Below are 24,868 nucleotides of genomic sequence, written 5' to 3' on the forward strand. Positions count from 1 at the left end.
AGATGCACATCCGGTCTCCCACGGCGTGCACTCATCCGGCACTCTTGATGGCGTGCATCTCCCCCCGGGCATGGTCGCCGTCGCGGCGCTGAGCGGCGTGGTCGCAGCCGCGGCCACCGTGCTGCTGACCATGGTCGCGCGGCGGCGCAGCGGGCCGCGCCGGCCGGCGCACCTGCTGCTCGCGGCGGCCGCCGGGACGTCCCTGGCCAGCCTGTTGGTCGGTCTGGTGGCCGTGCTCTCCACCAACGAGCACTGGGCCCACGAGCAGAGCCAGCGCACCGGCTGGGCCACCGTGGCGGCGATCGGTACGGCGGTGAGCGGGCTGGCCTTCGCGGCCGGGCTGCTCCGGCTGCCGGGGGTCGCCGCCACCGCCGCGGGGACCGCCCGGCTCGCCCTGGACGGTCTGACCATGGCGGCGGCGCTGTGGTTCGTCGGCTGGGTGCTCTTCTCCGAGCCGACCCGGCTGCTCGGCGCCGCCACGCCGATGGCCTGCCCGGCGATCCTGGTGGCGACGGTGAGCGCGGCGCTCGGCGCCGGCCTCGCCGTGATCGTCGTCTTCCGGGCCGCCGCCCCGCGTCAGCGGCTGGCCGTGCTCGCGGCCGGGATCAGCGCGGTGAGCTGCGGCGGGCTGGGCCTCAGCGCCGGGCTCTGCCAGGCGGGGCCGACCATGGCACTCGCCGGCGCGGCGGTGCTGGCCGCCGGTCTGCTGACCGTCGCGCTCGCCGTCCACCAGGCCGACCGGCCCGGGCACGTCGAGCTGGACCTGATCGGTCGCGACGGCGAGTACGCCGTCGCCCCGATGCTGGCCATGGCGGCCTCGGCGATGTACCACCTCCTGCAGGACGGGCGGTTCACGGCGCCCGGCATCGTCGCCGGCAGCGTCGAGGGCTTCGCCCTGGTGGCCCGGCAGTACCTCACCCTCAAGGACGTCCGGGACTACGCCGGCCGGCTGGCCGAGCGGGAGGCGCACTTCCGTGAGCTGGCGCACACCGACCCCCTGACGTCGCTGGCCAACCGGCGAGGGCTGCTGCGGGCGCTGCACGACGGCGCGGCGGCCGGCACCCCGTGCGTACTGCTCGGTCTGGATCTGGACGGCTTCAAGAACGTCAACGACATGCGGGGCCACGACGTGGGCGACGCCGTGTTGGCCGAGGTGGGCCGCCGGCTGCGCGGCAACCTGCGCCCGGGTGACGTGGCGGCCCGGCTCGGCGGCGACGAGTTCGCCGTACTCATGCCGGCCCGACCGACCGAGGCGGACCGGGTGGCCGAGCGGCTGCTCGGCGTGCTCAACCGGCCGTACGACCAGCCGGAGGGCCCGGTCTTCCTGTCCGTGAGCATCGGCGTGGCCGGGTGGGCCGGCGAACCCGACGTGGAGCTGCTGCTGCGCCACGCCGATCTGGCGCTGCGCTACGCCAAGCAACGCGGCAAGAACCGGATCGAGCGCTACGACGCCGCGTACGACCAGTTGCTGCGCCGCCGCACCACGCTGGAGCACGAGCTGCGGGGCGCGATCGAGCGCGACGAGCTGCGGCTGGCCTTCCAGCCGGTGGCCTCGCTGCCGTCGGTGCGGCCGGTCGGCGCCGAGGCGCTGCTGCGCTGGCACCACCCCGAGCTGGGCAACATCCGCCCGGACGAGTTCATCCCGCTCGCCGAGGAGTGCGGGATGATCGCCACACTCGGCGCCTGGGTGCTGCACCAGGCCTGCTACCAGCTCTCCCGTTGGCTGACCGACGGGCATGACGTCTGGGTCTCGGTGAACGTCTCGCCGCGCGAGCTGCACGCCCCGGAGTACGTGGTCCAGGTCGCCGAGGCCCTGCGCGCCCACCACGTGCCGCCGCAGCGGCTGGTGCTGGAGGTCACCGAGCACGCGGTCGCCACCGACCTGGACGAGCTGATCCGGCGGCTGACCGCGCTGCGGCTGACCGGCGTACGGATCGCGCTGGACGACTTCGGTGCCGGCTACTCGTCCCTGGGGCAGCTGCGCCGACTGCCGATCGACATTCTGAAGATCGACCACAGCCTGGTCGCCGAGCACGAGCCGGTCCGCCCGGTGGGCCAGGACGGTCCGGCGTTCGCGCCCATGGTCGACATCGTGATGCGGCTGGGCCACCAGTTGGGCCTGGAGGTCATCGCCGAGGGGGTCACCACGCCTACCGAGTTGGCCGCGGTGGTCGCCGCGGGCTGCCGGTTCGGGCAGGGCGCGCTGTTCGGCTGGGGAGTGCCGGCCGAGCACCTGGAGGCGATGCTGGAGGCGGCCACCTCGCCGGGTGCGCGGCCCTCCCCGCTGCCCGCTCCGCGCCGGGTTGCCGGCGGGTCCGGGCAGGTCACGCCGTCTGGTGGTGGCGCGGTGTCAGCCGACTCGCCGCCCTCCGTCAACCAACATGTGGGATCAGTTGACTCATCGCGTGAGATGCGTCAGGCTTAGCCGCATGTCGTCGTACCGGTCGCTGCGAGTACTTACCTGAGCGCACTCTCCCTCATCGAGAGTGCGCTGGCCCCGTGCATCTGCACGAGGGCCGTTTTTATTGCCGTCGGAACCTGTCGCGACGGGCCCACGCCCGCCTCGCATCGCTGAACAAGCCCCAGCCACTCCAGCCGAAGGCCAGAACCACCATGACGAGACCCACGCCCGAGACCCTCGCCCACACCGCCCGGCGGGCCCGCGCGACCGCCGACCCGGCCGGCACCGTCGACCCCGCCGCCGCGCGCGCCGCGGCCACCCCGGCTGTCCCGGCCGTACGGACAGCCGCCCCGGCCCAGGTCTCCGGCGCCAGCTCGCTGGTGCGGTCCCTGGAGGCGCTCGGCGTCGACGTCGTCTTCGGCATCCCGGGCGGCGCGATCCTGCCGGCGTACGACCCGCTCTACGACTCCACCGTCCGGCACATCCTGGTCCGCCACGAGCAGGGCGCCGGGCACGCGGCCACCGGCTACGCGCAGGCCACCGGCAAGGTCGGCGTCTGCATCGCGACCTCCGGCCCGGGTGCGACCAACCTGGTCACGCCGATCGCCGACGCGTACATGGACTCGGTGGCGATGGTGGCGATCACCGGCCAGGTGGCCCGCCCGTCGATCGGCACCGACGCCTTCCAGGAGGCGGACATCCAGGGCATCACGCTGCCGATCACCAAGCACAACTTCCTCGTGCAGACCGCCGAGGAGATCCCGCAGGTGCTGGCCGAGGCGTTCCACCTGGCCAGCACCGGCCGGCCCGGCCCGGTGCTGGTCGACATCCCCAAGGACGTGCTCCAGGCGTCGACCACCTTCTCCTGGCCGCCCACCCTGGACCTGCCCGGCTACCGGCCCACCCTGCACCCGCACGGTAAGCAGATCCGGGAGGCGGCGCGGTTGATGGCCGCGGCCCGGCGGCCGGTGCTCTACGTCGGCGGCGGGGTGCTCAAGGCCGGCGCGACCGACGGGCTGCGCCGGCTGGCCGAGCTGACCGGCATCCCGGTGGTCACCACGCTGATGGCGCTCGGCGCGTTCCCCGACTCGCATCAGCAGCACCTGGGGATGCCCGGCATGCACGGCACGGTCGCTGCGGTCTACGGCCTGCAGAAGGCGGATCTGATCGTCGCGCTGGGCGCACGCTTCGACGACCGGGTCACCGGCAAACTGGACTCGTTCGCCCCGGACGCGGCGGTGGTGCACGCGGACATCGACCCCGCCGAGATCGGCAAGAACCGGCACGTGGACGTGCCGATCGTCGGCGACGCCAAGCACGTCATCGACGAGCTGATCGCTGCGGTCACCGCTGAACGGTCGGCGGGGCACACCGCCGACCTCGGTGACTGGTGGACGCAGCTGGACGACCTGCGCAACCGTTACCCGCTGGGCTACGACGAGCCGGTCGACGGGACCCTGTCCCCGCAGTACGTGATCAAGCGGCTGGGCGAGATCGTCGGCTCGGACGCGATCTTCGTGGCCGGGGTGGGCCAGCACCAGATGTGGGCGTCGCAGTTCATCTCCTACGAGAAGCCGTACACCTGGTTGAATTCCGGCGGTCTCGGCACGATGGGCTACGCGGTTCCGGCGGCGATGGGCGCCAAGGTCGGCAAGCCGGACACGGTGGTCTGGGCGGTGGACGGGGACGGCTGCTTCCAGATGACCAACCAGGAGTTGGCCACCTGCGCGTTGGAGGGCATCCCGGTCAAGATCGCCGTCATCAACAACGGCAATCTCGGCATGGTCCGACAGTGGCAGACGCTCTTCTACAACGAGCGCTACTCCAACACCGAGCTCGGCACCCACAAGCACCGCATTCCGGACTTCGTCAAGCTCGCCGAGGCCCTGGGCTGCGTCGGGCTGCGCTGCGAGAGCGCGGCTGACGTGGACAAGACCATCGCCGCCGCCATGGAGATCAACGACGCGCCCGTGGTGATCGACTTCGTGGTCGGCAAGGACGCGATGGTCTGGCCGATGGTCGCCGCCGGCACCAGCAACGACGAGATCATGTTCGCCCGTGGCGTCCGCCCGGTCTTCGACGAGGATGACATTTAATGACGATGCACACCCTGTCCGTGCTGGTGGAGAACAAGCCCGGCGTGCTCGCCCGGGTCTCCGGCCTGTTCTCCCGGCGCGGGTTCAACATCGACAGCCTCGCCGTCGGCGAGACCGAGAACCCGGACGTCTCCCGGATCACCATCGTGGTCAACGCGGAGTCGTCCCCGCTGGAGCAGGTCACCAAGCAGCTCAACAAGCTGGTCAACGTGCTCAAGATCGTTGAGCTGGATCCGCAGGTCTCGGTTGCCCGCGAGCTGCTGCTGGTGAAGGTTCGCGCCGACCGGTCCGCGCGGTCGCAGGTGCTGGAGACGGTCAACCTGTTCCGTGCCCGGGTGGTCGACGTCGCACCGGACACGCTGACCATCGAGGCCACCGGCACACCGGACAAGCTCGACGCGCTGCTGCGCGACCTCGAGGCCTTCGGCATCAAGGAAATGGTCCAGTCCGGGCTGGTGGCCATCGGGCGCGGCTCGCGTTCGATCACCGCCGGCCCCGCGCTGCGCGCCGCCTGACCCATCCGCACAGACCACGACGGGCCACTCAGGCCGTCGTACGAAAGGGAAGTTTCTCATGAGCGTTGAGGTGTACTACGACGATGATGCCGACCTCGGCCTGATCCAGGCCAGGAAGGTCGCGGTGATCGGCTACGGCAGCCAGGGTCACGCCCACGCGCTGTCGCTGCGGGACTCGGGCGTCGACGTGGTGATCGGTCTGCCGGAGGGCTCGAAGAGCCGTCCCAAGGCCGAGGAGCAGGGCCTGCGGGTGCTCACGCCGGCACAGGCCGCCGCCGAGGCCGACGTGATCATGGTGCTGGCGCCGGACACCGCCCAGCGCAAGCTCTACACCGAGTCGATCGAGCCGCACCTCGCCCCGGGCAAGGCGCTCTTCTTCGGTCACGGCTTCAACATCCGGTACGGCCTGATCAAGCCCCCGGCCGAGGTGGACGTGGCGATGGTCGCACCGAAGGGCCCGGGTCACCTGGTCCGCCGCCAGTACGCCGACGGCAAGGGCGTGCCCTGCCTCGTCGCCGTCGAGCAGGACGCCAGCGGCAACGCGCTCGCGCTCGCCCTCGCGTACGCCAAGGGGATCGGCGGCACCCGGGCCGGCGCGATCAAGACCACCTTCACCGAGGAGACCGAGACCGACCTCTTCGGCGAGCAGGCGGTGCTCTGCGGCGGTGCGGCGGCCCTGGTGCAGACCGGCTTCGAGGTGCTCACCGAGGCGGGTTACGCCTCCGAGGTGGCCTACTTCGAGTGCCTGCACGAGCTGAAGCTGATCGTCGACCTCATGTACGAGGGCGGCATCGCGAAAATGCGGTACAGCATCTCCGACACCGCCGAGTACGGCGACCTGTCCCGTGGCCCGCGCATCATCGACTCCCGGGTCAAGGACGAGATGCGCAAGATCCTGGGCGAGATCCAGTCCGGCGAGTTCGCTCGCGAGTGGGTCGCCGAGGACGAGGCCGGCCGGCCGAACTTCAAGAAGTGGCAGGCCGAGGGTGCGGCGCACCCGATCGAGGAGACCGGCAAGAAGCTGCGCGGCATGATGAGCTGGGTCGACCGCCCGATCACCGAGACCGCCTGATCGCTCGGCCAGACGACAGTCTCCGACGGCCCCGGGCCGCGCTCTCCCCAGCGCGACCCGGGGCCGTCGGCAATGCGCCGACGCCGGTAGCGGCCTCGGCACGTGCTCGGGTGGGAGTGTCGCTGGTGAGCCGTATACCTGAGAGTCATATTCATACCTCTGAGGTATGTCGCTCACCGCAGTGGTAAGCCCGACCCGTGCGCACGGCGCGCGACAGCGGTTTCGCTGTGGTGAACGGGTGATGTCCATCGCTCGACCGCGCGTGTGAGGGCACTCACCCTGAAGACCCGAACACGCCGGCCAGCGCGGCCCCTACGATCGCGGGTAGGTGCGCTGAGCCGGCACCTGACGGCCACGGCACGGATCAGCGTGGGGCGCAGTGCGGCGCCCCGCCGCCCGGGCCGATCGCAAACACGACCTCTACGAGGACCGATGAATCCTGTCGTACTGATCGCCGAAGAACTCGCCCCCGCCGCCATCGAGGTGCTCGCCCACGACTTCGACGTCCGGCACGTCGACGGCACCGACCGTCCGGCCCTGCTCGCGGCGCTCTCCGAGGCCGACGCCGTCATCGTGCGCAGCGCGACCCAGATCGACGCCGAGGCGATCGCCGCCGCGCCGCGACTCAAGGTGGTCGCCCGGGCCGGCGTCGGGCTGGACAACGTCGAGGTGCCGGCCGCCACCGCCCGGGGCGTCATGGTCGTCAACGCGCCCACCTCCAACATCGTGTCCGCCGCCGAGCAGGCCGTCGCACTGCTGCTCGCCGTGGCCCGTAACACCGCGAGCGCCAGCTCCGCGCTCAAGGCGGGGGAGTGGAAGCGGTCGAAGTACACCGGTGTCGAGGTGCAGGGCAAGACCGTCGGCGTGGTCGGGCTCGGTCGTATCGGGGTGCTCTTCGCGTCTCGCATCGCCGCCTTCGGCACCCGGCTGATCGCGTACGACCCCTACATCCAGCCGGCCCGCGCGGCGCAGCTCGGCGTCCGTCTGGTCGGGTTGGACGAGCTGCTGCGCGAGAGCGACTTCATCTCCATCCACCTGCCCAAGACGCCGGAGACGGTGGGCCTGATCGGTGAGAAGGAGCTGGCGATCGTCAAGCCCGGCGTCCGCATCGTGAACGCCGCCCGCGGTGGCCTGGTGGACGAGCAGGCGCTCGCGAACGCCATCGCCGAAGGCCGGGTCGCCGGCGCCGGCGTGGACGTGTACTCCAAGGAGCCCTGCACCTCCTCGCCGCTGTTCGCCTTCGACAACGTGGTGGCCACCCCGCACCTGGGGGCCTCGACGCACGAGGCGCAGGACAAGGCGGGCCTGGCGGTGGCCAAGAGCGTGAAGCTGGCGCTGCAGGGCGAGTTCGTCCCGGACGCGGTCAACGTCCAGGCCGGCGGCGTGGTCGCCGAGGACGTCCGGCCGCTGCTTCCGCTGGCCGAGAAGCTGGGCCGCGCGTTCACCGCCGTCGCCGGTGGGGTCGCCGCCAGCGTCGCCGTCGAGGTGCGCGGCGAGATCGTCAGCCACGACGTGTCGGTGCTCAAGCTCGCCGCGACGAAGGGCCTGTTCAGCTCCGTGGTCGAGGAGCAGGTCACCTACGTCAACGCCCCGCACCTGGCCGCCGAGCGCGGCGTCGAGGTCACGCTGGACAGCCTGGCCGAGACGGCCGACCAGCCCACCCTCGTGACGGTGCGCGGCGCTCTGCCGGACGGCCGGACGGTAAGCGTCTCCGGTACGGTCACCCACTCGGGCGCCCGCGACGTCCCCCGGCTGACCGAGGTGGACGGTTTCGACGTGGAGATCGCCGCGGAGGGCATCCTGCTCTTCCTGCGGTACGCCGACCGGCCGGGCGTCGTCGGCACCGTCGGCACCCTGCTCGGCGAGTCGGGCATCAACATCGCCGCGATGCAGGTGGCCCGGCGTGAGGCGGGCGGCGAGACCCTGATGACGCTCACCGTCGACCAGGCGCTCGGCGCCGACCTGCTCACCTCGGCGGCCGACTCGATCGGCGCGACCGCCGCCAGCGCGGCGGACCTGCGCGACGAGTAGTCGGCGGTCACGCCACCGGCCGCGCACGACCGGCCGTGGCGGCACAGACGGCAGCACCACGGGGGGCCCGGCGACGCGCCGGGCCCCTCTGTCGTACCCCGGGGGCGGGGGGATGCCCGGCCCTCGGCGCGCCCCGCGGCCGGAATGCCCGGCCCGCCCCGCCCGGGGTCAGTGGGGCAGTCGGGCCGGGGGCGGGTAGACCGAGCCGTCCTGCGGGTCGAAGAGCATCAGCCCGTGCTCCCCGGCCAGTCGCTCGATGTCCAGCAGCACCTGGTCCGCGCAGGTCGGGTGCAGGTTCAGCTCGACGTGGTCGTGGGCGGCGTGCAGCGGCGCCACGGCCCACGGGCTGTCCGGACCGGGGTGCCGGTCCGGATAGGACGCGGTGATCGCCCGGTAGAAGCCGACAACGCGCGGGTCCGGGTAACGGTCCACGTGCCGCCCCTGCCGGCAACCGTCGACCGCTGCCCGCACGTCCTCGGGCGTCGCCCCGTCCTCCAGGGCCCACACACTCAGATCGAAACTCACGGCGGACAGCGTGCCATCCGTCGTTCACCATGTCGAAACTGCCTCGCCGCAGGCCAATCGCCGACCCGCCGCTTTCCGGTCAAGAGAGTCCGCTGTGGAGACTCTTGCGTCGAGTTGCGTCGATTCGCTAGCGTACGACTGCGGTTACTGGCCGCAGGTCGCGACGCCGGCCCGTCTTCGGGTGGCGCGGCCGACGTCCGGCCCGACCGGTCCGCACCCCTCGATTGTGCGAGCCACGCGCACTCGTCGCTGATCGGCCCCCACGGCCGTTGCCGAGGCCGTGGGGGCCGATCGCAGCGGCCCGACCAGCCGACCATCCGGGCGGCCGAGGTGCGAATCGAGCCGGAGTTCCGTGCGACGGGTTCAGCGCCGGTGGGCGAAGAGCGCGCGATAGTCGGAGCCGCCACGGAACCAGGCCAGGCCGGTGGGCCCGGCGGCGTAGAGCGCGGTGGCGTACGCGTCGGCGACCGTCAGGTCCGGGCCGACGACCGTCGCGGCGACGAGCTGGTTGGCCGGCTCGCCGGTGTGCGGGTCGACCACGTGCCCCTGACGCCCGGTCACCCCAGAGGTGCCGACGGCCCCCGCGGTCATCTCCAGCACCAGTGGCGCGCGCTCGGGTGCCGTCGGGTGGTGCACCGCCACCCGCCACGGCCCGCCGTGCGGCGCCCGGCCGCGGACCACCAGGTCGGCGCCGGCGAGTACGGCGTAGTCGTGGATGCCCGCGGCGCGCAGCCGGGCGGCGGCACGTTCCACGGCCCAGCCGCCCAGCAGGCCGCCCGGGTCGAAGCCGCCGGGCACCGCCCAGGCGTCGAACCAGCCGTCGGTGGCGGCCCGCATGGCCGTGCAGCGGTCCACCAGGTCGGCCAGCGGGGGGTACGACTCCGGGTTGACCTCTCCCCGCCGCAGCATGGAGACCAGGCTCTCCGGGCGGTTCGGGCCGTAGGTCAGGTCGACGGCGCGCAGCTCCGCGACGCTGTCCCGCAGCGCCTCGCCGACGCCTCGACGGCCGAGCCACTCGGGGGCGTTGAGCAGCAGGGTGTACTCGGCGGTCGCGGTGCGTACGGTGTGCTGCACGGCGATCCGGCCATCGGTGGCGGCGGTCGGGTCGATCCGGTGCCGGCGGCTGCCGAGCCGCAGGTCCGGCCGGCGGTTCCGGAACGCCGAAGGATCCGGCCAGCGGGTCCGCGGCTGCTCGTCGATGCGCATGGCACCTGCCCCCTCGCAGTTGACGTCGCGTCGTCACGACCACCGTTCGCGGGCCCCCTGACCCGCTGCCCCCACCGTAGGCAGCGGAGATGATCGCCCCATGAATCCCAGCTGAGAGGGTGCTGTGCATCCGGCTGTCCCAAATGTTGGAAGCATCGTACCGGGTTGCGGGACACCGACGTACCGTTGCCGAGACGGGGCAGTCGAGCGTGGGGAGTACGGGCGTGGCGCGGATCGCTGTGGTGGCCGGGGACGGCATCGGGCCCGAGGTGGTCGCGCAGGCTCGGAAGGTCCTCGACGCGGTGCTTTCCGGCGTGCAGGCCACCGAGTACGACCTCGGCGCCGCCCGCTGGCATCGTACCGGCGAAGTGCTGCCCGACTCGGTGCTGACCGAGCTGGCCGGGCACGACGCGATCCTGCTCGGCGCGGTCGGTGACCCCACGGTTCCGCCGGGTGTCCTGGAACGAGGCCTGCTGCTCAAGCTCCGGTTCGCCTTCGACCAGTACGTCAACCTGCGCCCGTCGCGGCTCTGGCCCGGCGTCGCCGGTCCGCTGGGCAACGTGAAGCCCGGCGAGGTCGACCTGGTGGTGGTGCGCGAGGGCACCGAGGGGCTCTACGCCGGTGCCGGCGGCTCCTTGCACCGCGACACGCCCGCCGAGGTCGCCACCGAGGAGAGCCTCAACACCCGACACGGCGTGGAGCGGGTCATCCGTGATGCGTTCGCCCGCGCCGACCGCCGGGAGCGGCGCAAGGTCACCCTGGTGCACAAGACCAACGTGCTGACCCACGCCGGGTCGCTGTGGGCGCGCGCCTTCGAGGCGGTCGCCGCCGAGCACCCGGACGTCACGACGGAATACCAGCACGTCGACGCGGCCGCGATGTTCCTGGTGACCCAGCCGCAGCGCTACGACGTGGTGGTCACCGACAACCTGTTCGGCGACATCCTCACCGACATCGCCGCCGCGGTCACCGGCGGGATCGGGCTGGCCGCCAGCGGCTGCATCAACCCCGAGGGCGCGTACCCCTCGATGTTCGAGCCGGTGCACGGCTCGGCGCCGGACATCGCCGGGCAGGGCGTCGCCGACCCGGTGGCCGCGGTGCTCTCCGTCGCGCTGCTGCTGGAGCAGCTCGGGCACGCCGAGGCGGCGGCCCGGGTCAACGCGGCGGTCGCCGCCGAGCTGGCCGGCCGCACCCCGGGCGCGGCGCTGCGCACCGCCGAGGTCGGCGACCGGCTCGCCGCCCACGCCGTAGCCTGACCCCTCCGACCCGCCAGGGTCACCGGCGGCATCCGCCGGTCCGGGCAGTCCACCCGGTCCCGAGCGGCCCTACCCGCTGAACGACCGTTCGGGGTAAGTTTCTGGCACAACCATGTCGGTGTGCGATCCCGCATGCCGTTGTTCCCCAGGGAGGTCAGCGCGATGAGCGGTGGTGACAAGCTCGACTTCGAGATCCGTCCGAATCCCGCGCCGGTATCCGCCGCCGACCGGGCCGCCCTGCTGGCCAACCCGGGTTTCGGCCGCGTCTTCACCGACCACATGGTCACCGTGCGGTACGCCGACGGCAAGGGCTGGTACGACGCCCGGGTGGAGGCGCGTGGGCCGATCCCGATGGACCCGGCCAGCGCGGTGCTGCACTACGCGCAGGAAATCTTCGAGGGGCTGAAGGCGTACCGGACCGCGGACGGCGGCGTGACGATGTTTCGGCCGGACGCCAACGCCGCCCGGTTCGTCGAATCGGCGCAGCGGATGGCGATGCCGGCGCTGCCGCCCGAGGTGTTCGTCGACTCGCTGCACAAGCTCATCGAGATCGACCGGGAGTGGATCCCCACCGGCGAGGACGGCAGCCTCTACCTGCGGCCGTTCATGTTCGCCAGTGAGGTCTTCCTCGGCGTCCGCCCGGCCAACGAATACCTCTACATGGTGATCGCCTCGCCGGTCGGTGCGTACTTCAGCGGCGGGGTCAAGCCGGTCACGGTCTGGGTCTCTCCGGACTACACCCGGGCGGCGCCCGGTGGCACCGGCGCGGCCAAGTGCGGCGGCAACTACGCCGCGTCGCTGGCGGCCCAGGCCGAAGCCATCGACGCCGGCTGCGACCAGGTGGTCTTCCTCGACGCGGTGGAGCGCCGCTTCGTCGACGAGCTGGGTGGCATGAACGTCTTCTTCGTCTACGACGACGACTCGGTGGTCACCCCGCCGCTGACCGGCACGATCCTGCCGGGCATCACCCGGGACGCGATCATGACGCTGGCCGGCAAGGCCGGGCACCGGGTGGAGGAGCGGCCGGTCACGTTCGCCGACTGGCAGGCCGACGCGGCCAGCGGCCGGCTCCGCGAGGTCTTCGCCTGCGGCACCGCCGCGGTGATCACCCCGATCGGTCAGGTGCGCTTCCCCGACGGCGAGTTCCTGATCGGGGGCGGCGAGCCCGGCCGGGTCACCATGTCGCTGCGCCAGCAACTGGTCGACATCCAACGGGGCAAGGCCGCCGATCCGCACGGCTGGGTGCACCGGGTCCTCTGACGTCCGGCGCTGACCGGCCCGTTCCCACGGGCCGGTCAGCGCGGCCCGCTAGACCTCGTCGAGCAGGTGGTCGCGCAGGGCCGCGAGCTGCTCGTCGGTCACCCCGGCGTGGCGCAGGTACGCCTCGATCGAGCCGTGCCCCTCGCGCAGCTCGTCCAGGAACATCTGCATGGCCTCGGCGGGTGACGCCAAGAACGGCGCGGGCACCTCCGCCGCGTTCGGCATGGTGGCGGCCAGCCAGGCACTGAACCGGGCCGACGCCTCGCTGCTCAGCGCGTAGTCGGCGGTGATGTCGGCGTCGTCGACGCCCAGGACGGCGAGGGTGAGGGCGCAGACGATGCCGGTGCGGTCCTTGCCGGCCACGCAGTGCACCACCACCGGGGCATTCGCGGAATCCGCGATCAGTCCGATCGCCTCGGCCAGCCCCGCGGTGCCGGTCTGGGCCAGGTCGGCGTACCGGTCGGCGAGGTAGCGGGCCAGGTCGGTGCCCTTCTCGTGCGGCGTACCCGACCAGTCCTCGTGCTCCGGGTGGATGTGCCGGTAGGTCAGCCCCTGGTATGCCGGCACCCGACCGTCGCGCTCCACCTCGGTGGGGCGGCGCAGGTCGATGACGGTGCGGATGCCGATCGCGGCGAACGCGTCCCGGTCCTGCTCGTCGAGGCGGTGCAGGGAGTCGGAGCGGTAGAGGCGACCCCGGCGTACGGTGCGGCCGTCGTGGCCGGGGTAGCCGCCGACGTCGCGGAAGTTGAAGGTCGCGGGCAGCGGGATGGGTCGTGTGTCGTCGATGGCGTCCACGTTCACACGGTAACGGCCGGCGGGCTTTTCGCCCCACCGGCCGTTGGGTCCGATCGGTCAGCGCGCGGTGCCCGGCGGAAGCGCGCCGTACGTCTCGTCGTAGTAACCGCCCAGCTGGTCCCGGTACGTCGGGTCGCTGTGGCTGGTCTCGTCGTACTCCGGGGCGGCCTTGATCTGGTCCCGGGTGCGGTCGACGGAGACGGTGCGCTGGTCGTGGTCGACCTGGTTGACGGTGCCGGCGGGCAGCATCACCTTCTTGCCGAAGATCCACGGCCCGGTGTCCACGACCAGGTAGCTGCCGCCGACCTCGTGACTGGCGCTGTCGATCTTGCCGACTCCGCCGTCGGTGGCCTCGACCTTGTAGCCGACCAGGTCGGCGTCGGCCACTCCGGCCGCATCCCGGTAGCGCCAGGGGTCGAAGGTGCCGGTCGGTGCGCCGCCCGCCACGGCGCCCTGATCACCGCCGTGCAGCGGGTCGGGCCCGGCGTGGGCGGCGTGCGGGTCGATCCTGTCCATGCCGTTCACTCCTGACTGTCGCCGATCGTCTCGGCGTCGCTGGGTGCGTCCCCGCAGGAGCTACCCGGCGGTCGGGGTCCGGAAACGGCGACGGGCCGACGCCGTGGCACGGCGTCGGCCCGTCGGGGCGTACCTGGCTCAGGCCAGTGCCGCCTCGGCGTCCAGGGTGACCGCCGCGGCGTGCACCACGGCGGAGATGCGCAGTGCCTCGTGCACCTGCTCCCGGGTGAAGCCGCTGCCGCGCAACGCCTTCTCGTGCGACTCCAGGCAGACCCCGCAGCCGGTGACCGCGGAGACGGCGAGGCACCACAGCTCGAAGTCGCCCTTGTCGACACCCGGTCGGGCGATGATCTGCATCCGCAGTCGGGCCGGCATCGAGGCGTACTGCTCGTCGCCGATCAGGTGCTTGGCCCGGTAGTAGATGTTGTTCATCGCCATGATGGCCGCGGCGCCCTTGGCCGCCTCGACGCCCTGGGGCCCGAGGTGCTCGACCGCCTCGGCGGCGATCTCGCGCAGCACCAGCGGGTTACGGGCGGCGACCGCGCAGGCCAGCGCCGTGCCCCACGCCTGCGTCGGGGTCAGCGTCGACGTGCCGACGGTGGAGCCCAGGTTGAGCTTGATGTCCTTGGCGTACTCGGGCAGGGCCGCCTTGATCGCATCCAGGCCCACGATCAGACCCCGGCGCCGGCGAGCAGCGCGTTGGCGTCGAGGGTCTCGCCGCCCTTGTTCCAGTTGCACGGGCACAGCTCGTCGGTCTGCAGGGCGTCGAGCACCCGCAGCACCTCGGAGACGTTGCGGCCGACCGAGCCGGCGGTGACCATGGCGAACTGGATCTCGTTGTCGGGGTCGACGATGAACGTCGCGCGCTGGGCCACGCCGTCCGCGCCGAGGATGCCGCACGCCTCGGACAGCTCGCGCTTGATGTCGCTGAGCATCGGGAACGGCAGCTCCCGCAGGTCCGGGTGGTCCTTGCGCCACGCGTAGTGGACGAACTCGTTGTCCACCGACGCGCCGAGCACCTGCGCGTCCCGGTCGGCGAACTCGCCGTTGAGCCGGCCGAACTCGGCGATCTCCGTCGGGCAGATGAAGGTGAAGTCCTTCGGCCAGAAGAAGACCACCCGCCACTTGCCCTCGTAGGACTTGTGGTTGATCGTCTCGAATGCCTTGTCGGCGTCGAGCGACACGCAGGCGGTGAGTTCGTACTCGGGGAAGCCGTCACCGACAGTGAGCACATGTCCTCCTTGAGAGCGGCACGAGGGCCGGTAACTGGATCGGTTCCAGATGCTCCCGTACGCGTGTTTCTGCCGGTCAGTGGTCAGGTGACTTGTGAAGTCGATCACGAGCGCCACGACCGGCGCGGACGGCCACGTTCCGTCACCATCCCGCGATGTGGATAGGTTCTCCCAAAACCAGGGGACGGTGGCAGAATAAAGGCCGTGACCAGCACCACCCTGATTATTGCGACCTAGCGCGCCGGCTCTCCCTCCGCCGAGCGCGCAGACCTCCCGCATCCGCGGGAGGTCTTTTTGTTGCTCCGAGAAAGGATCCTGATGACGTTCCAGGTCTTCGACACGACATTGCGCGACGGCGCCCAGCGCGAGGGGCTCACCTACTCGGTGGTCGACAAGCTGGCGGTGGCCCGGCTGCTCGACGAGTTCGGTGTCGGCTTCATCGAGGGCGGCTGGCCGGGCGCGGTGCCCAAGGACACCGAGTTCTTCCGCCGGGCGCGCGCCGAACTGACTCTGCGGCACGCGGTGCTCGTCGCCTTCGGCGCGACCCGCAAGGCCGGCCTCGCGGTCGCCGACGACCCCCAGGTGCGTGCTCTGCTGGACGCGCAGACCCCGGCCGTCGCGCTGGTTGCCAAGGCCGACATCCGCCACGTCGAGCGTGCGCTGCGCACCACCGGCGCGGAGAACCTGGCGATGATCCACGACACCGTCAGCCACCTTGTCTCCGAGGGGCGCCGGGTGTTCGTCGACGGCGAGCACTTCTTCGACGGCTACCGCCACGACCCGGCGTACGGCGCGGCAGTGGTGCAGACCGCGCTCGCCGCGGGCGCCGAGCGGATGGTCCTCTGTGACACCAACGGCGGCATGCTGCCGTCCCAGGTGACCGCCGCGATCGTCGACCTGACCAGCCGACTCGGCGTCGACCCCGCGCTGTTCGGCATGCACGCGCAGAACGACACCGCGTGCGCCGTGGCCAACACGATCGCCGCCGTCGAGGCCGGTGTCCGCCACGTGCAGGGCACCGCCAACGGGTACGGCGAGCGCCCCGGCAACGCCGACATCTTCGCGGTCGTCGCCAACCTCCAGCTCAAGCTCGGCATGCCCGTCCTACCGGAGGGCTGCCTGGCGCAGATGGTGCGGGTCTCGCACGCCATCGCCGAGATCGCCAACATCGCCCCCGACACCCACCAGGCGTACGCCGGGGCCGCCGCCTTCGCCCACAAGGCCGGGCTGCACGCGAGCGCGATCAAGGTCGACCCGTTGCTCTACAACCACGTGGACCCGTCGGTGGTGGGCAACGACATGCGGATCCTGGTGACCGAGATGGCCGGTCGGGCCAGCGTCGAGCTCAAGAGCCGTGAGCTCGGCCTGGACCTGACCGACCGTCCGGAGGCGCTGACCCGGGTCACCAAGCGGGTCAAGGAGCTGGAGGCCGACGGCTGGTCCTTCGAGGCGGCGGACGCCTCCTTCGAGCTGCTGGTCCGCTCCGAGCTGCCGGAGGGCGGCCCGGCCCGGCCGTTCACCCTGGAGTCGTACCGGGTGCTGGTCGAGCACCGGGAGGACGGCGCGGTCGTCTCCGAGGCGACCGTGAAGATCCGGGTACGCGGCGAGCGGGTGATCGCCACCGCGGAGGGCAACGGCCCGGTCAACGCCCTGGACGAGGCGCTGCGGGTGGGGCTGGCGCGGCACTATCCGCGGCTGCGCGAGTTCGAGCTGGCCGACTACAAGGTGCGCATCCTGGAGGGCAGCCACGGCACCGGCGCCGTCACCCGGGTGCTCCTGGAGACAGCCGACGACAGCGGCCGCGACTGGACGACGGTGGGCGTGCACCCCAACGTCGTCGAGGCCAGTTGGCATGCCCTGGTCGACGCCCTCACCTACGGCCTGGCCCCCGCCTCCGCCACGACGCCAACTCCCTGACCTCCGCGATCCTGCACGGTGTGTCGACGGTCTGCGGCTTGTGCCCCGGACGTCGGGACGGGTCGGTAGGGGTCAGGCCGCGGGCAGGCGGAGGGTGGCCAGGACGGGGCGGTGGTCGCTGCCGGCCAGGTCGAACACGGTCACCTTGTCGGCGGCGATGCGGCGGTCGACAAGCACGTGGTCGATCGTGACCGGGGGGATGAGGTCACCGTCGTACGGGCCCCACGTGCCGGTCAGGCCCTCGCCGGTGGCGTCCGCGGCGTCGACGTAGCCGGTGCGCAGCAGTGCGCGCAGCGGCCCGTGGTCCAGGGTGGAGTTGAAGTCCCCGGCGAGGATCCGCAGGCCGCCGCCGGGGGTGGCCGGTGGCTGGGCGACCAGGTCGGCACGCCAGGCGCCGACCTGGTCCAGCGCGGACGGCGCCGCGGGGTGGGCCGACTCGACCCGTACCGGCGGGCCACCGGGGACGGCGAGCGTGCCGTACGCCTGGGTGAACCCCCAGCCACCGCGGTTGTTGCGGATGCCGGCGTCGCTGATCGGCCACCGCGAGTAGAGCGCGGACCCGGGCGTGCCGACGTGCGCGTTGAGCTGCCGGTAGGGCAGCAGCCGGTCGAGGCCGAGCCGGTCCAGGCTCGCCTGCGCCTCCGGAGTGAACTCCTGCACGGTGAGCACGTCGACCCGGTGCTGCCGGACCAGCTCGACAAGCGCCCCCGTGTCGGCGGCCCCGGCGAGCAGGTTGGCCGTGAGCAGCCGGATCGTCGGGCCGGTCGCCGCCGGCTGTGGCGCGGCCAGCGCCCGGGGCGCCACCACGCCGAGCAGTGCCACCGCGGCCAGGGCCGCGACCGCCGCCGGCCACCAGCGCCGCAGGGCGACCGTGAGGCCGAGGGCCAGCACGCTGAACCCGGCGACGTACGGAGTGAAGGCGAGCGCCTGCACAAGCGGCCCCCGGTCCAGCCCGGCCAGCCGCACGGTGGCCCAGGCGGCCGTGGGCCCGACGGCCGCCCAGCAGAGCGCCGTGCCGATCGGCAGCCGACGGCGGGTGGGTGCGGGTGGCACGTCGATGATCACGGCGCTCAGCCTAGCGGTCGGCGTCGCGCATATTTCGTGAATGCCGATGGGCTCACCTTTCACAATTATCTGACGGGTGGAAGACACCGCCATAATGCGAGGTCAACTATTGACGTCAAGCTTTTTGCGGTGCTACGTTCCACCTGGTCAAAACGACGCAACGCTGAGTAGTAATCCCAGTTCAAGATGGGTATAGATCGTCCAGAAACCGAATCTCCCGGGGCTCTCAGCACCGCCGTACATCTCATTTTCGGCAGTTATCCGTCCCGCCCCGCGGGTCGGCCGAATTCACCCGGTCACACAAGGGGGACCTGTCATGAACACATCCTTCCGACGTAAGGCGGCGGCGGTCACGTTCGCTGTCCTGGCGCTCACCCTGGCCGGTGGCGGGATCGCCATCGCCCAGCCGTCGGCGAAGGCACCGCAGGAGGCCGTCCAGCCGGCGTCCCGCGCCACGGGCGACGCCCAGCAGCCGCCGGTCACGGCCCAGTCGGCCCGCAGCGCCAAGGCGGCGCTGGAGGCCGGCAAGGCCAGCACGCTGGCGACCGCCAACTTCTACACGGTCGTCAACGCCAACGGCACCAAGGCCCGCGGCGACGGCACGGTCATCAAGTTCGGCCCCGGCCAGTACGAGGTGCAACTCGGCGTGAACGTCTCGACCGGCGCCTTCCTGGCGACCATCTCGCGGTCCGACTCCTGCTGCATCCCGCCCGCTGGCGAGATCTCCGTCGCGCCCCGCCTCGGCACGCCCAACTCGGTCTTCATCCAGACCCGCAACTCGTCCGGCACCCCGGCCGACCGGGGCTTCACCCTGCTCACGCACACCTTCTGACCGAACCGACCGGACCGGCCCCCATGCCCGCGCGTGCGGGCCGGTCCACGTCCCGGCCCGGGCGTCCCGCTTCGGCCTGCTCGTGCCGGTGCTCCTCTTTCGGGCGACCCATCCCCGTGCGGACCACAACGGCCCGGTCCGGCCCCGACAATCCCACGTTTGCCGGGGCCCCGGCCCGGGAAGCAAGCACCGTGACGGACATCTCGGACACCCTGGCCAGCCTGCCCACCTCGGTCGATCCCGAGCCGACCGGCGCCGAGCTGGAACAGACCCTCTTCGAGGTCAAACGCGTGATCGTCGGGCAGGATCGGCTCGTCGAACGTCTGCTCACCGCACTCATCGCCAACGGGCACTGCCTTCTGGAGGGCGTGCCCGGCGTGGCCAAGACCCTCGCGGCGCAGACTCTCGCCACCGTGGTCGGCGGCACCTTCTCCCGGATCCAGTTCACCCCGGACCTGGTCCCCTCCGACATCGTCGGCACCCGGATCTACCGGGCCTCCAAGGAGACCTTCGACATCGAGCTGGGCCCGATCATGGCCAACCTGGTGCTCGCCGACGAGATCAACCGGGCACCGGCCAAGGTCCAGTCGGCGCTGCTGGAGGCGATGGCCGAACGGCAGGTCTCCATCGGCGGGCGCAGCTGGCCGGTGCCGACGCCGTTCCTGGTGCTGGCCACCCAGAACCCGATCGAGTCCGAGGGGGTCTACCAGCTCCCCGAGGCGCAGCGCGACCGGTTCCTCATGAAGGTGGTCGTCGACTATCCCAGCGACGCCGACGAACTGGCCATCCTCTACCGGATGAGCACCGACCGGCCCAGCGCGCGTCAGGTGCTCGACCCGCAACGCCTGCGACTCCTGCAGACGCACGCCGAGCGGGTCTTCGTCCACCACGCCCTGGCCGAGTACGTGGTCCGGCTGATCCTCGCCACCCGCGACCCGGGCCGGTTCGGGCTGGCTGAGATCGCGCCGCTGCTGGCGTACGGCGCCAGCCCACGGGCGACGCTCGGTCTGGTCGCCGCCGCCCGCGCGCAGGCGCTGCTGCGGGGACGGGAGTACGTGTTGCCCGAGGACGTCCGGGAATTGGCGGTGGACGTCCTCTCCCACCGGCTGGTGCTCTCCTTCGACGCCGTGGCCGACGGGGTCTCGGCCGAGAGCCTGGTCCGGCGGCTCGTGGAGGCGGTGCCGCCGCCCCGGGTGGCCACCGGGCACCCCCAGCAGACCCCCGACCTGGCGGCGGCGTGAGACGCGCCGGCCGCACCTCGGTGGCCACGCCGCCCGACCCGGGCCTGGCCGAGCTGACCCCCGACCAGCGGCTGCGCCGACTGGAACTGACCGTCACCCGGAGACTCAACGGTCTGCTGCACGGCCAGTACCGTGGCCTGCTCCCCGGGCCGGGCAGCGAACCCGCCGGCAGCCGCGAGTACCGGCCGGGGGAGGACGAGGTCCGCCGGATGGACTGGGCGGTGACCGCCCGGACCGCCGTGCCGCACGTCCGACAGGTCGACGCCGACCGGGAACTCACCACCTGGCTGCTCGTCGACGCCAGCGCCAGCATGGAGTTCGGCACCGCCGAGCTGGACAAGCGGGAGCTGGCGGTGGCCGCCGTGGCGGCGGTGGGTTTCCTGACCGCAGGCATCGGCAACCGGTTGGGCGCCCAGGTGCTGGGCGCCGACGGGGTACGACGCTTTCCCGCCCGCAGCGGGCGTACCCATCTGCTCGGTCTGCTCCGCGCGCTGCTGACCGCGCCGCGCGCGACCGAGCCCGACGACCGGCCCCGGTCCCGGCTGGCGACCCCGCAGCCGGTCGCGGCGGCGGAGTTGGCGGACGGGCTGGACGCGGTGCACCGGGTCGCCAACCAGCGCGGGCTGGTCGTGGTGGTCTCCGACTTCCTCGACGGCCTGCCCGACGACCCCGACGAGCCGCCGCCCTGGGAGCGGACCCTGCGTCGGCTGTCCGCCCGCCACCAGGTGCTGGCGATCGAGGTGACCGACCCGCGCGAACTGGAACTTCCCGACGTCGGCCTGATCACGCTTGTCGACCCGGAGACCGGCCGTCGCCGCGAGGTGTGCACATCGGACCGCCGCCTGCGGGAGCGCTACGCCGCGGCCGCCGCCGTCCAGCGTGACCAGGTCCGCCAGGCGTTGCGCCGGAGCGCGGCGACACACCTGGCGCTGCGCACCGATCGGGACTTCAGCGCCGACATCGTCCGACACGTGCACGCCCAGCGGCGGATGGCCGCGGCGCCGGCCGGAGCCGTCCGGGGAGGTGCCGCGTGACCTGGGAGTCCCCGTTGCGGCTCTGGCTGCTGATCGGCGTGCTCGCGCTGGTCGGCGCGTACCTGGTGATGCAGCGCAGACGCAGCCAATACGCCGTCCGCTTCACCAACCTGCGGCTGCTGGACCGGGTGGCACCCGTTCGTCCGGCCTGGCGCCGGCACGTTCCGGCCGGACTGTTCCTGGCCATGCTGGCGCTGCTCGTGGTCGGCTTCGCCCGGCCCACCGCCGAGGTCCGGGTCCCCCGGGAACGCGCCACCGTGATGGTGGCCGTCGACGTGTCCACCTCCATGCTGGCCACCGACGTGGAGCCGGACCGGCTGGCGGCGGCCAAGCAGGCGGCCCGACGTTTCGTCGAGGGTCTGCCCGACGAGTTCAACGTGGGGCTTGTCGCGTTCGCCGGCAGCGCCGCCGTCCTGGTGCCGCCCGGCACCGACCGGGACGCCCTGGACGAGGGCATCGGTCGCCTCGCCGAGGGGGTGACCGGGGTGCAGGGCACCGCGATCGGTGAGGCCATCAACACCTCGCTCGGCGCGGTCAAGAGCCTGGACAGCGAGGCCGCCAAGGAGCCACCGCCGGCCCGGATCATCCTGCTCTCCGACGGAGCCAACACGTCGGGGATGGACCCGATGGAGGCGGCGGCGGAGGCGGTCGCGGCGAAGGTGCCGGTGCACGCGATCTCCTTCGGCACACCGTCGGGATTCGTGGACCGGGGCGGACGGCCGATCCAGGTGCCGGTCGACGGGCAGACCCTCAAGGCAGTCGCCGACGAGACCGGCGGAATGTTCCACGAGGCCAGCACCGTCGACGAGTTGCGCGCCGTCTACGACGACATCGGCAGCTCGGTCGGCTACCGCACCGAACGTCAGGACGTCTCGGCCCGGTTCATCGGCCTCGGACTGGTGTTCGCGATGGGTGCCGCCGCTGGCTCGATGCGCTGGTTCTCCCGACTGCCCTGATCCACCGCGCCGACGTCGACCGTGAGGAGTACGCATGGCAGTGCAGACCGGACTGGGCGAACCGCGCGGTCCCTGGTTCATCTCGCCGGAGCTCGACCCGGACGGGCGCGGGTGGTGGGACGCGCCCGGCTCGGGGCGGGACCCCGGCGGGCGACGCCCCGGCCGGCTGCTCGCCGCGTTGGCGATCGTGGCGGTGTCGGCCGTCTCGGGCGCCCTGGCCGGCGGCGTGGTGGCCAGCCGGGACGGCGCGGGGCCGTCCGCGGCGTCCGCCGCACCGGTGCCGGCGGAGTTGGTCACCGCCGCCGAGCGGACCGTGCCCGGTGTGGTGTCGGTGCTCGCCGGCGGCGCGAACGGCGCGTCCGCGACCGGCTCCGGGTTCGCCATCGACGACCAGCAGCACCTGGTCACCAACGACCACATCCTGGCCAAGGCCGGTGGTGGGCCGGTCACGGTGGAGCTGCCCGACGGCCGCCGGTACGAGGCCGAGGTGATCGGCAGGGAGCCGCGCAGCGACCTGGCGGTGCTGAAGGTGCCACCGTCGGCAGGCCTCGCCCCGTTGCCGCTGGCCAAGCCGGGCGCCACCCGGGTCGGTGAGCCGGTGCTGGCGGTCGGCTCACCGCTGGGGCTGCCCGGGACGGTCACCGCGGGCATCGTCAGCGCGCTGGACCGCCAGGTGCGGTTGGGCAACAACCGGCACCGCGCGGTGCAGACCGACGCGTCGATCAACCCCGGCAACTCGGGCGGGCCGCTGGTCAACGCCCGAGGCGAGGTGGTCGGGGTGAACACCGCGATCGCCACCATCGACGGCAACGGGTCGATCGGCATCGGCTTCGCCATCCCGATCGATCAGGTGCAGCAGACCGCCGACACGATCATCGGCAAGGGCGGCTGAGCTGCCCGGACGGCCCGTCGGGTCGCCTCCATTGTCGGATATCCGGCCACACGTCATCGGGCCATGGAAATATGACGCTCGATATGGATACTGGCGGAGGTGGAGCGTCCTCTTCTCACGGTCCTCCTGCTGGTGGGCCTGGTCATCGGATGTGCGGTGGGGTCGGCGTACGCCCGGGCGCGACGCGGGTGGACCGATTACCAGACCGCGAAGAAATCGGTGCCCGGCGCTCGCCGCGGCGCGTGGGTGCTGATCCGCGGGGTCGCGCTGAAGGCCGCGGTGATCGGGTTGCTGCTGTTCGGCGCCGTGGCGTACGCCGCGGTCGGTTCGGACGACGAGACCGCCGGTCCGGCGCCGAGCCCGTCCACCACGCAGAGTGAGCCTCCGCGCCGGTGACCCGGGGCGGGCCGCGGCGGGCTAGCCTCGGGGCGTGGACGACGGACTGCGGGTGACCGATCGGTGGGTCGTCCCCGCCGGGGAGCTGCGGGAGCGCTTCTCCCGCTCGTCCGGCCCCGGCGGGCAGGGCGTGAACACCGCCGACTCCCGGGTCGAGCTGAGCTACGACCTGGCCAACTCTCCGGCCGTGCCCGAGTCGCTGCGGGCGCGGGCGCTGGCACGGCTCGCCAACCGACTGGTGGACGGTGTGTTGACGATCGCGGCCAGCGAGCACCGGGCGCAGCTTGCGAACCGGGAGGCGGCCCGCGAGCGGATGCTTGCGCTGTTGCGCGAGGCGGCCGCCCCGCCCCCGCCGCCGCGTCGGGCGACCAGGCCGTCCCGGGGCGCCAAGGAACGTCGGCTGGCCGAGAAGAAGCGCCAGTCGCAGCGCAAGCGCGACCGCCGCGTCGACGGCGAGTAGTCATCGTCACCGAGCGTGAGTGACCCCTCTGACTGGCGAGTGACAGAATCTGGAATCTGTCAGCCGAAGTGTGTATGGTCGGCAGGTCACCCAGGAGAGGAAGACCTCATGGACACCCGCACCCTCGGCACCTCCGGCCCCACCGTCTCCGCGCTCGGGCTCGGCCTGATGGGCATGTCGGACCTCTACGGCCCCGCCGACGAGGCCGAGAGCGTCGCCACCATCCACGCCGCACTGGACGCCGGCATCACCCTGCTCGACACGGGCGACTTCTACGGGATGGGCCACAACGAGATGCTGCTGCGGGAGGCGCTGCGCGGCCGCAACCGGGACAACGCGGTGATCAGCGTGAAGTTCGGCGCGCTGCGCGACGTCGACGGCGGTTGGAACGGCAACGACGTCCGACCCGTCGCGATCAAGAACTTCCTGGCGTACACGCTGCGCCGGCTCGGCACCGACCACGTCGACATCTACCGCCCCGCCCGGCTCGCCCCGGACGTGCCGGTGGAGGAGGTCGTGGGCACCCTGGCTGAGCTGGTCAAGGCGGGTCACGTCCGGCACATCGGCCTGTCCGAGGTGAGCGCCGAGACGCTGCGCCGGGCGCACGCCGTGCACCCCATCAGCGACCTCCAGATCGAGTACTCGCTGATCTCCCGCGCCCCCGAGGCCGAGATCCTGCCGACGGCGCGTGAGCTGGGCGTCGGGATCACCGCGTACGGGGTGCTCTCCCGAGGGCTGATCAGCGGCCACTGGACGGCGGGGCGGGAGACCGCCGGCACCGACTTCCGCAGCCATCTGCCGCGCTTCGCCGGCGCGAACCTGGACCGCAACCTCGCCCTCGTGGACGCGCTGCGCGCCATCGCCGAGGCGCGGGGCGTCACCGTGGCGCAGATCGCCATCGCCTGGGTGCTCGCCCGGGGCGAGACCGTCGTACCCCTGATCGGCGCCCGCCGCCGGGACCGGCTCACCGAGGCCCTCGGCGCCGCTGCGGTCACGCTTACCGAGACGGACCTGGCCGCCATCGAGGCCGCCGTCCCCGCCGACGCGGTGGCCGGCAGCCGGTACGACGAGGCGCAGATGGCGTTCCTGGACAGCGAGCGGTCATGACGACCCGGTCGTGTGGGGGACGACGGCGCGCGGGGGGGGCCCACCCACGCGCGCCGGGAGCGG

General features: G+C 72.3%; 23 protein-coding genes. 16 read left to right on the plus strand and 7 right to left on the minus strand.

Annotation, left to right across the window (positions count from 1 at the left end; all coding sequences use genetic code 11):
- Positions 1–52: 52 nt before the first annotated feature.
- The 5 genes from ABZU46_RS17145 to serA all read left to right on the plus strand — a co-directional run bounded on the left by ABZU46_RS17145 (position 53) and on the right by serA (position 8,115).
- Positions 53–2,425: an EAL domain-containing protein gene (locus tag ABZU46_RS17145; RefSeq protein WP_354858695.1), complete on the plus strand. Its 2,373-nt coding sequence runs from the start codon at positions 53–55 to the stop codon at positions 2,423–2,425.
- A gap of 188 nt (positions 2,426–2,613) precedes the next feature.
- Positions 2,614–4,497: an acetolactate synthase large subunit gene (locus ABZU46_RS17150; protein ID WP_354858697.1), complete on the plus strand. Its 1,884-nt coding sequence runs from the start codon at positions 2,614–2,616 to the stop codon at positions 4,495–4,497.
- On the plus strand, positions 4,497–5,012 hold the full coding sequence (gene ilvN, locus ABZU46_RS17155) for an acetolactate synthase small subunit (RefSeq protein WP_088946549.1): 516 nt from the start codon (positions 4,497–4,499) through the stop codon (positions 5,010–5,012). The genes ABZU46_RS17150 and ilvN overlap by 1 nt, the downstream gene beginning before the upstream one ends.
- Before the next feature lie 58 nt (positions 5,013–5,070).
- Complete coding sequence (gene ilvC, locus ABZU46_RS17160; RefSeq protein ID WP_354858698.1) at positions 5,071–6,084, plus strand: ketol-acid reductoisomerase; 1,014 nt, start codon at positions 5,071–5,073, stop codon at positions 6,082–6,084.
- A gap of 432 nt (positions 6,085–6,516) precedes the next feature.
- Positions 6,517–8,115 (plus strand): phosphoglycerate dehydrogenase, encoded by a 1,599-nt coding sequence (gene serA, locus ABZU46_RS17165; protein ID WP_354858700.1) that lies wholly within the window; start codon positions 6,517–6,519, stop codon positions 8,113–8,115.
- A gap of 168 nt (positions 8,116–8,283) precedes the next feature.
- On the opposite strand, the gene ABZU46_RS17170 is transcribed toward serA, so the two are convergent.
- Both ABZU46_RS17170 and ABZU46_RS17175 read right to left on the minus strand, forming a co-directional pair.
- Positions 8,284–8,640 carry a hypothetical protein gene (locus ABZU46_RS17170; protein ID WP_234581292.1) on the minus strand — a complete coding sequence of 119 codons (357 nt, stop codon included), beginning with the start codon at positions 8,638–8,640 and terminating at the stop codon, positions 8,284–8,286.
- 363 nt (positions 8,641–9,003) lie between these two features.
- The gene (locus ABZU46_RS17175; protein WP_354858702.1) at positions 9,004–9,846 is read right to left on the minus strand and encodes an FAD:protein FMN transferase; all 843 of its coding nucleotides are present in this window, start codon (positions 9,844–9,846) and stop codon (positions 9,004–9,006) included.
- Positions 9,847–10,070: 224 nt separating this feature from the next.
- On the opposite strand from ABZU46_RS17175, the gene ABZU46_RS17180 reads away from it, so the two are divergent.
- Positions 10,071–11,102: a 3-isopropylmalate dehydrogenase gene (locus ABZU46_RS17180; RefSeq protein WP_354858703.1), complete on the plus strand. Its 1,032-nt coding sequence runs from the start codon at positions 10,071–10,073 to the stop codon at positions 11,100–11,102.
- Between the two features lie 162 nt (positions 11,103–11,264).
- On the plus strand, positions 11,265–12,362 hold the full coding sequence (locus ABZU46_RS17185) for a branched-chain amino acid aminotransferase (RefSeq protein WP_354858705.1): 1,098 nt from the start codon (positions 11,265–11,267) through the stop codon (positions 12,360–12,362).
- Positions 12,363–12,410: 48 nt separating this feature from the next.
- Here the strand turns inward: ABZU46_RS17185 and ABZU46_RS17190 are convergent, their stop codons facing one another.
- The 4 genes from ABZU46_RS17190 to ABZU46_RS17205 all read right to left on the minus strand — a co-directional run bounded on the left by ABZU46_RS17190 (position 12,411) and on the right by ABZU46_RS17205 (position 14,905).
- Complete coding sequence (locus ABZU46_RS17190) at positions 12,411–13,157, minus strand: tyrosine-protein phosphatase (RefSeq protein WP_354858708.1); 747 nt, start codon at positions 13,155–13,157, stop codon at positions 12,411–12,413.
- 57 nt (positions 13,158–13,214) lie between these two features.
- Positions 13,215–13,673, minus strand: coding sequence for a PRC-barrel domain containing protein (locus tag ABZU46_RS17195; RefSeq protein ID WP_234581286.1), 459 nt, complete (start codon positions 13,671–13,673; stop codon positions 13,215–13,217).
- A gap of 138 nt (positions 13,674–13,811) precedes the next feature.
- Positions 13,812–14,342, minus strand: a complete 531-nt coding sequence (locus tag ABZU46_RS17200) for a carboxymuconolactone decarboxylase family protein (protein WP_354858710.1) — start codon at positions 14,340–14,342, stop codon at positions 13,812–13,814.
- Between the two features lie 2 nt (positions 14,343–14,344).
- Positions 14,345–14,905: a peroxiredoxin gene (locus tag ABZU46_RS17205; RefSeq protein WP_354858713.1), complete on the minus strand. Its 561-nt coding sequence runs from the start codon at positions 14,903–14,905 to the stop codon at positions 14,345–14,347.
- A gap of 318 nt (positions 14,906–15,223) precedes the next feature.
- Between ABZU46_RS17205 and cimA the strand changes: the two genes are divergently transcribed.
- On the plus strand, positions 15,224–16,822 hold the full coding sequence (cimA, locus tag ABZU46_RS17210) for a citramalate synthase (protein ID WP_354858716.1): 1,599 nt from the start codon (positions 15,224–15,226) through the stop codon (positions 16,820–16,822).
- Positions 16,823–16,894: 72 nt separating this feature from the next.
- Here the strand turns inward: cimA and ABZU46_RS17215 are convergent, their stop codons facing one another.
- On the minus strand, positions 16,895–17,881 hold the full coding sequence (locus ABZU46_RS17215; protein ID WP_354858740.1) for an endonuclease/exonuclease/phosphatase family protein: 987 nt from the start codon (positions 17,879–17,881) through the stop codon (positions 16,895–16,897).
- Between the two features lie 322 nt (positions 17,882–18,203).
- On the opposite strand from ABZU46_RS17215, the gene ABZU46_RS17220 reads away from it, so the two are divergent.
- The 8 genes from ABZU46_RS17220 to ABZU46_RS17255 all read left to right on the plus strand — a co-directional run bounded on the left by ABZU46_RS17220 (position 18,204) and on the right by ABZU46_RS17255 (position 24,805).
- Positions 18,204–18,719: a hypothetical protein gene (locus tag ABZU46_RS17220; RefSeq protein WP_354858719.1), complete on the plus strand. Its 516-nt coding sequence runs from the start codon at positions 18,204–18,206 to the stop codon at positions 18,717–18,719.
- A gap of 191 nt (positions 18,720–18,910) precedes the next feature.
- Entirely contained in the window at positions 18,911–19,960 is a 1,050-nt protein-coding gene (locus ABZU46_RS17225; RefSeq protein ID WP_354858720.1) for a MoxR family ATPase, read from the plus strand.
- Positions 19,957–20,994, plus strand: coding sequence for a DUF58 domain-containing protein (locus tag ABZU46_RS17230; protein WP_354858722.1), 1,038 nt, complete (start codon positions 19,957–19,959; stop codon positions 20,992–20,994). Before ABZU46_RS17225 ends, ABZU46_RS17230 begins: the two co-directional genes overlap by 4 nt.
- Positions 20,991–21,950 carry a VWA domain-containing protein gene (locus ABZU46_RS17235; protein WP_354858724.1) on the plus strand — a complete coding sequence of 320 codons (960 nt, stop codon included), beginning with the start codon at positions 20,991–20,993 and terminating at the stop codon, positions 21,948–21,950. The genes ABZU46_RS17230 and ABZU46_RS17235 overlap by 4 nt, the downstream gene beginning before the upstream one ends.
- A 34-nt stretch (positions 21,951–21,984) precedes the next feature.
- Positions 21,985–22,842: a trypsin-like peptidase domain-containing protein gene (locus ABZU46_RS17240; RefSeq protein ID WP_354858726.1), complete on the plus strand. Its 858-nt coding sequence runs from the start codon at positions 21,985–21,987 to the stop codon at positions 22,840–22,842.
- 99 nt (positions 22,843–22,941) lie between these two features.
- The gene (locus ABZU46_RS17245) at positions 22,942–23,238 is read left to right on the plus strand and encodes a hypothetical protein (RefSeq protein ID WP_354858729.1); all 297 of its coding nucleotides are present in this window, start codon (positions 22,942–22,944) and stop codon (positions 23,236–23,238) included.
- Between the two features lie 34 nt (positions 23,239–23,272).
- Positions 23,273–23,698, plus strand: a complete 426-nt coding sequence (arfB, locus tag ABZU46_RS17250; RefSeq protein WP_354858732.1) for an alternative ribosome rescue aminoacyl-tRNA hydrolase ArfB — start codon at positions 23,273–23,275, stop codon at positions 23,696–23,698.
- Positions 23,699–23,806: 108 nt separating this feature from the next.
- On the plus strand, positions 23,807–24,805 hold the full coding sequence (locus tag ABZU46_RS17255; protein ID WP_354858735.1) for an aldo/keto reductase: 999 nt from the start codon (positions 23,807–23,809) through the stop codon (positions 24,803–24,805).
- Positions 24,806–24,868: the final 63 nt, after the last annotated feature.

The organism is Micromonospora sp. NPDC005197, assembly GCF_040608295.1.
In the GTDB taxonomy this organism is placed as follows: Bacteria; Actinomycetota; Actinomycetes; order Mycobacteriales; family Micromonosporaceae; genus Micromonospora.

What these genes read in the sequence shown, in the direction of transcription:
- ABZU46_RS17150 (WP_354858697.1), top strand. Translation starts at nt 2,614, where the DNA reads ATGACGAGACCCACGCCCGAGACCCTCGCCCACACCGCCCGGCGGGCC.
- ilvN (WP_088946549.1), top strand. Translation starts at nt 4,497, where the DNA reads ATGACGATGCACACCCTGTCCGTGCTGGTGGAGAACAAGCCCGGCGTG.
- ilvC (WP_354858698.1), top strand. Translation starts at nt 5,071, where the DNA reads ATGAGCGTTGAGGTGTACTACGACGATGATGCCGACCTCGGCCTGATC.
- serA (WP_354858700.1), top strand. Translation starts at nt 6,517, where the DNA reads ATGAATCCTGTCGTACTGATCGCCGAAGAACTCGCCCCCGCCGCCATC.
- ABZU46_RS17175 (WP_354858702.1), bottom strand. Translation starts at nt 9,846, where the DNA reads ATGCGCATCGACGAGCAGCCGCGGACCCGCTGGCCGGATCCTTCGGCG.
- ABZU46_RS17185 (WP_354858705.1), top strand. Translation starts at nt 11,265, where the DNA reads ATGAGCGGTGGTGACAAGCTCGACTTCGAGATCCGTCCGAATCCCGCG.
- ABZU46_RS17195 (WP_234581286.1), bottom strand. Translation starts at nt 13,673, where the DNA reads ATGGACAGGATCGACCCGCACGCCGCCCACGCCGGGCCCGACCCGCTG.
- cimA (WP_354858716.1), top strand. Translation starts at nt 15,224, where the DNA reads ATGACGTTCCAGGTCTTCGACACGACATTGCGCGACGGCGCCCAGCGC.
- ABZU46_RS17220 (WP_354858719.1), top strand. Translation starts at nt 18,204, where the DNA reads ATGAACACATCCTTCCGACGTAAGGCGGCGGCGGTCACGTTCGCTGTC.
- ABZU46_RS17240 (WP_354858726.1), top strand. Translation starts at nt 21,985, where the DNA reads ATGGCAGTGCAGACCGGACTGGGCGAACCGCGCGGTCCCTGGTTCATC.
- ABZU46_RS17255 (WP_354858735.1), top strand. Translation starts at nt 23,807, where the DNA reads ATGGACACCCGCACCCTCGGCACCTCCGGCCCCACCGTCTCCGCGCTC.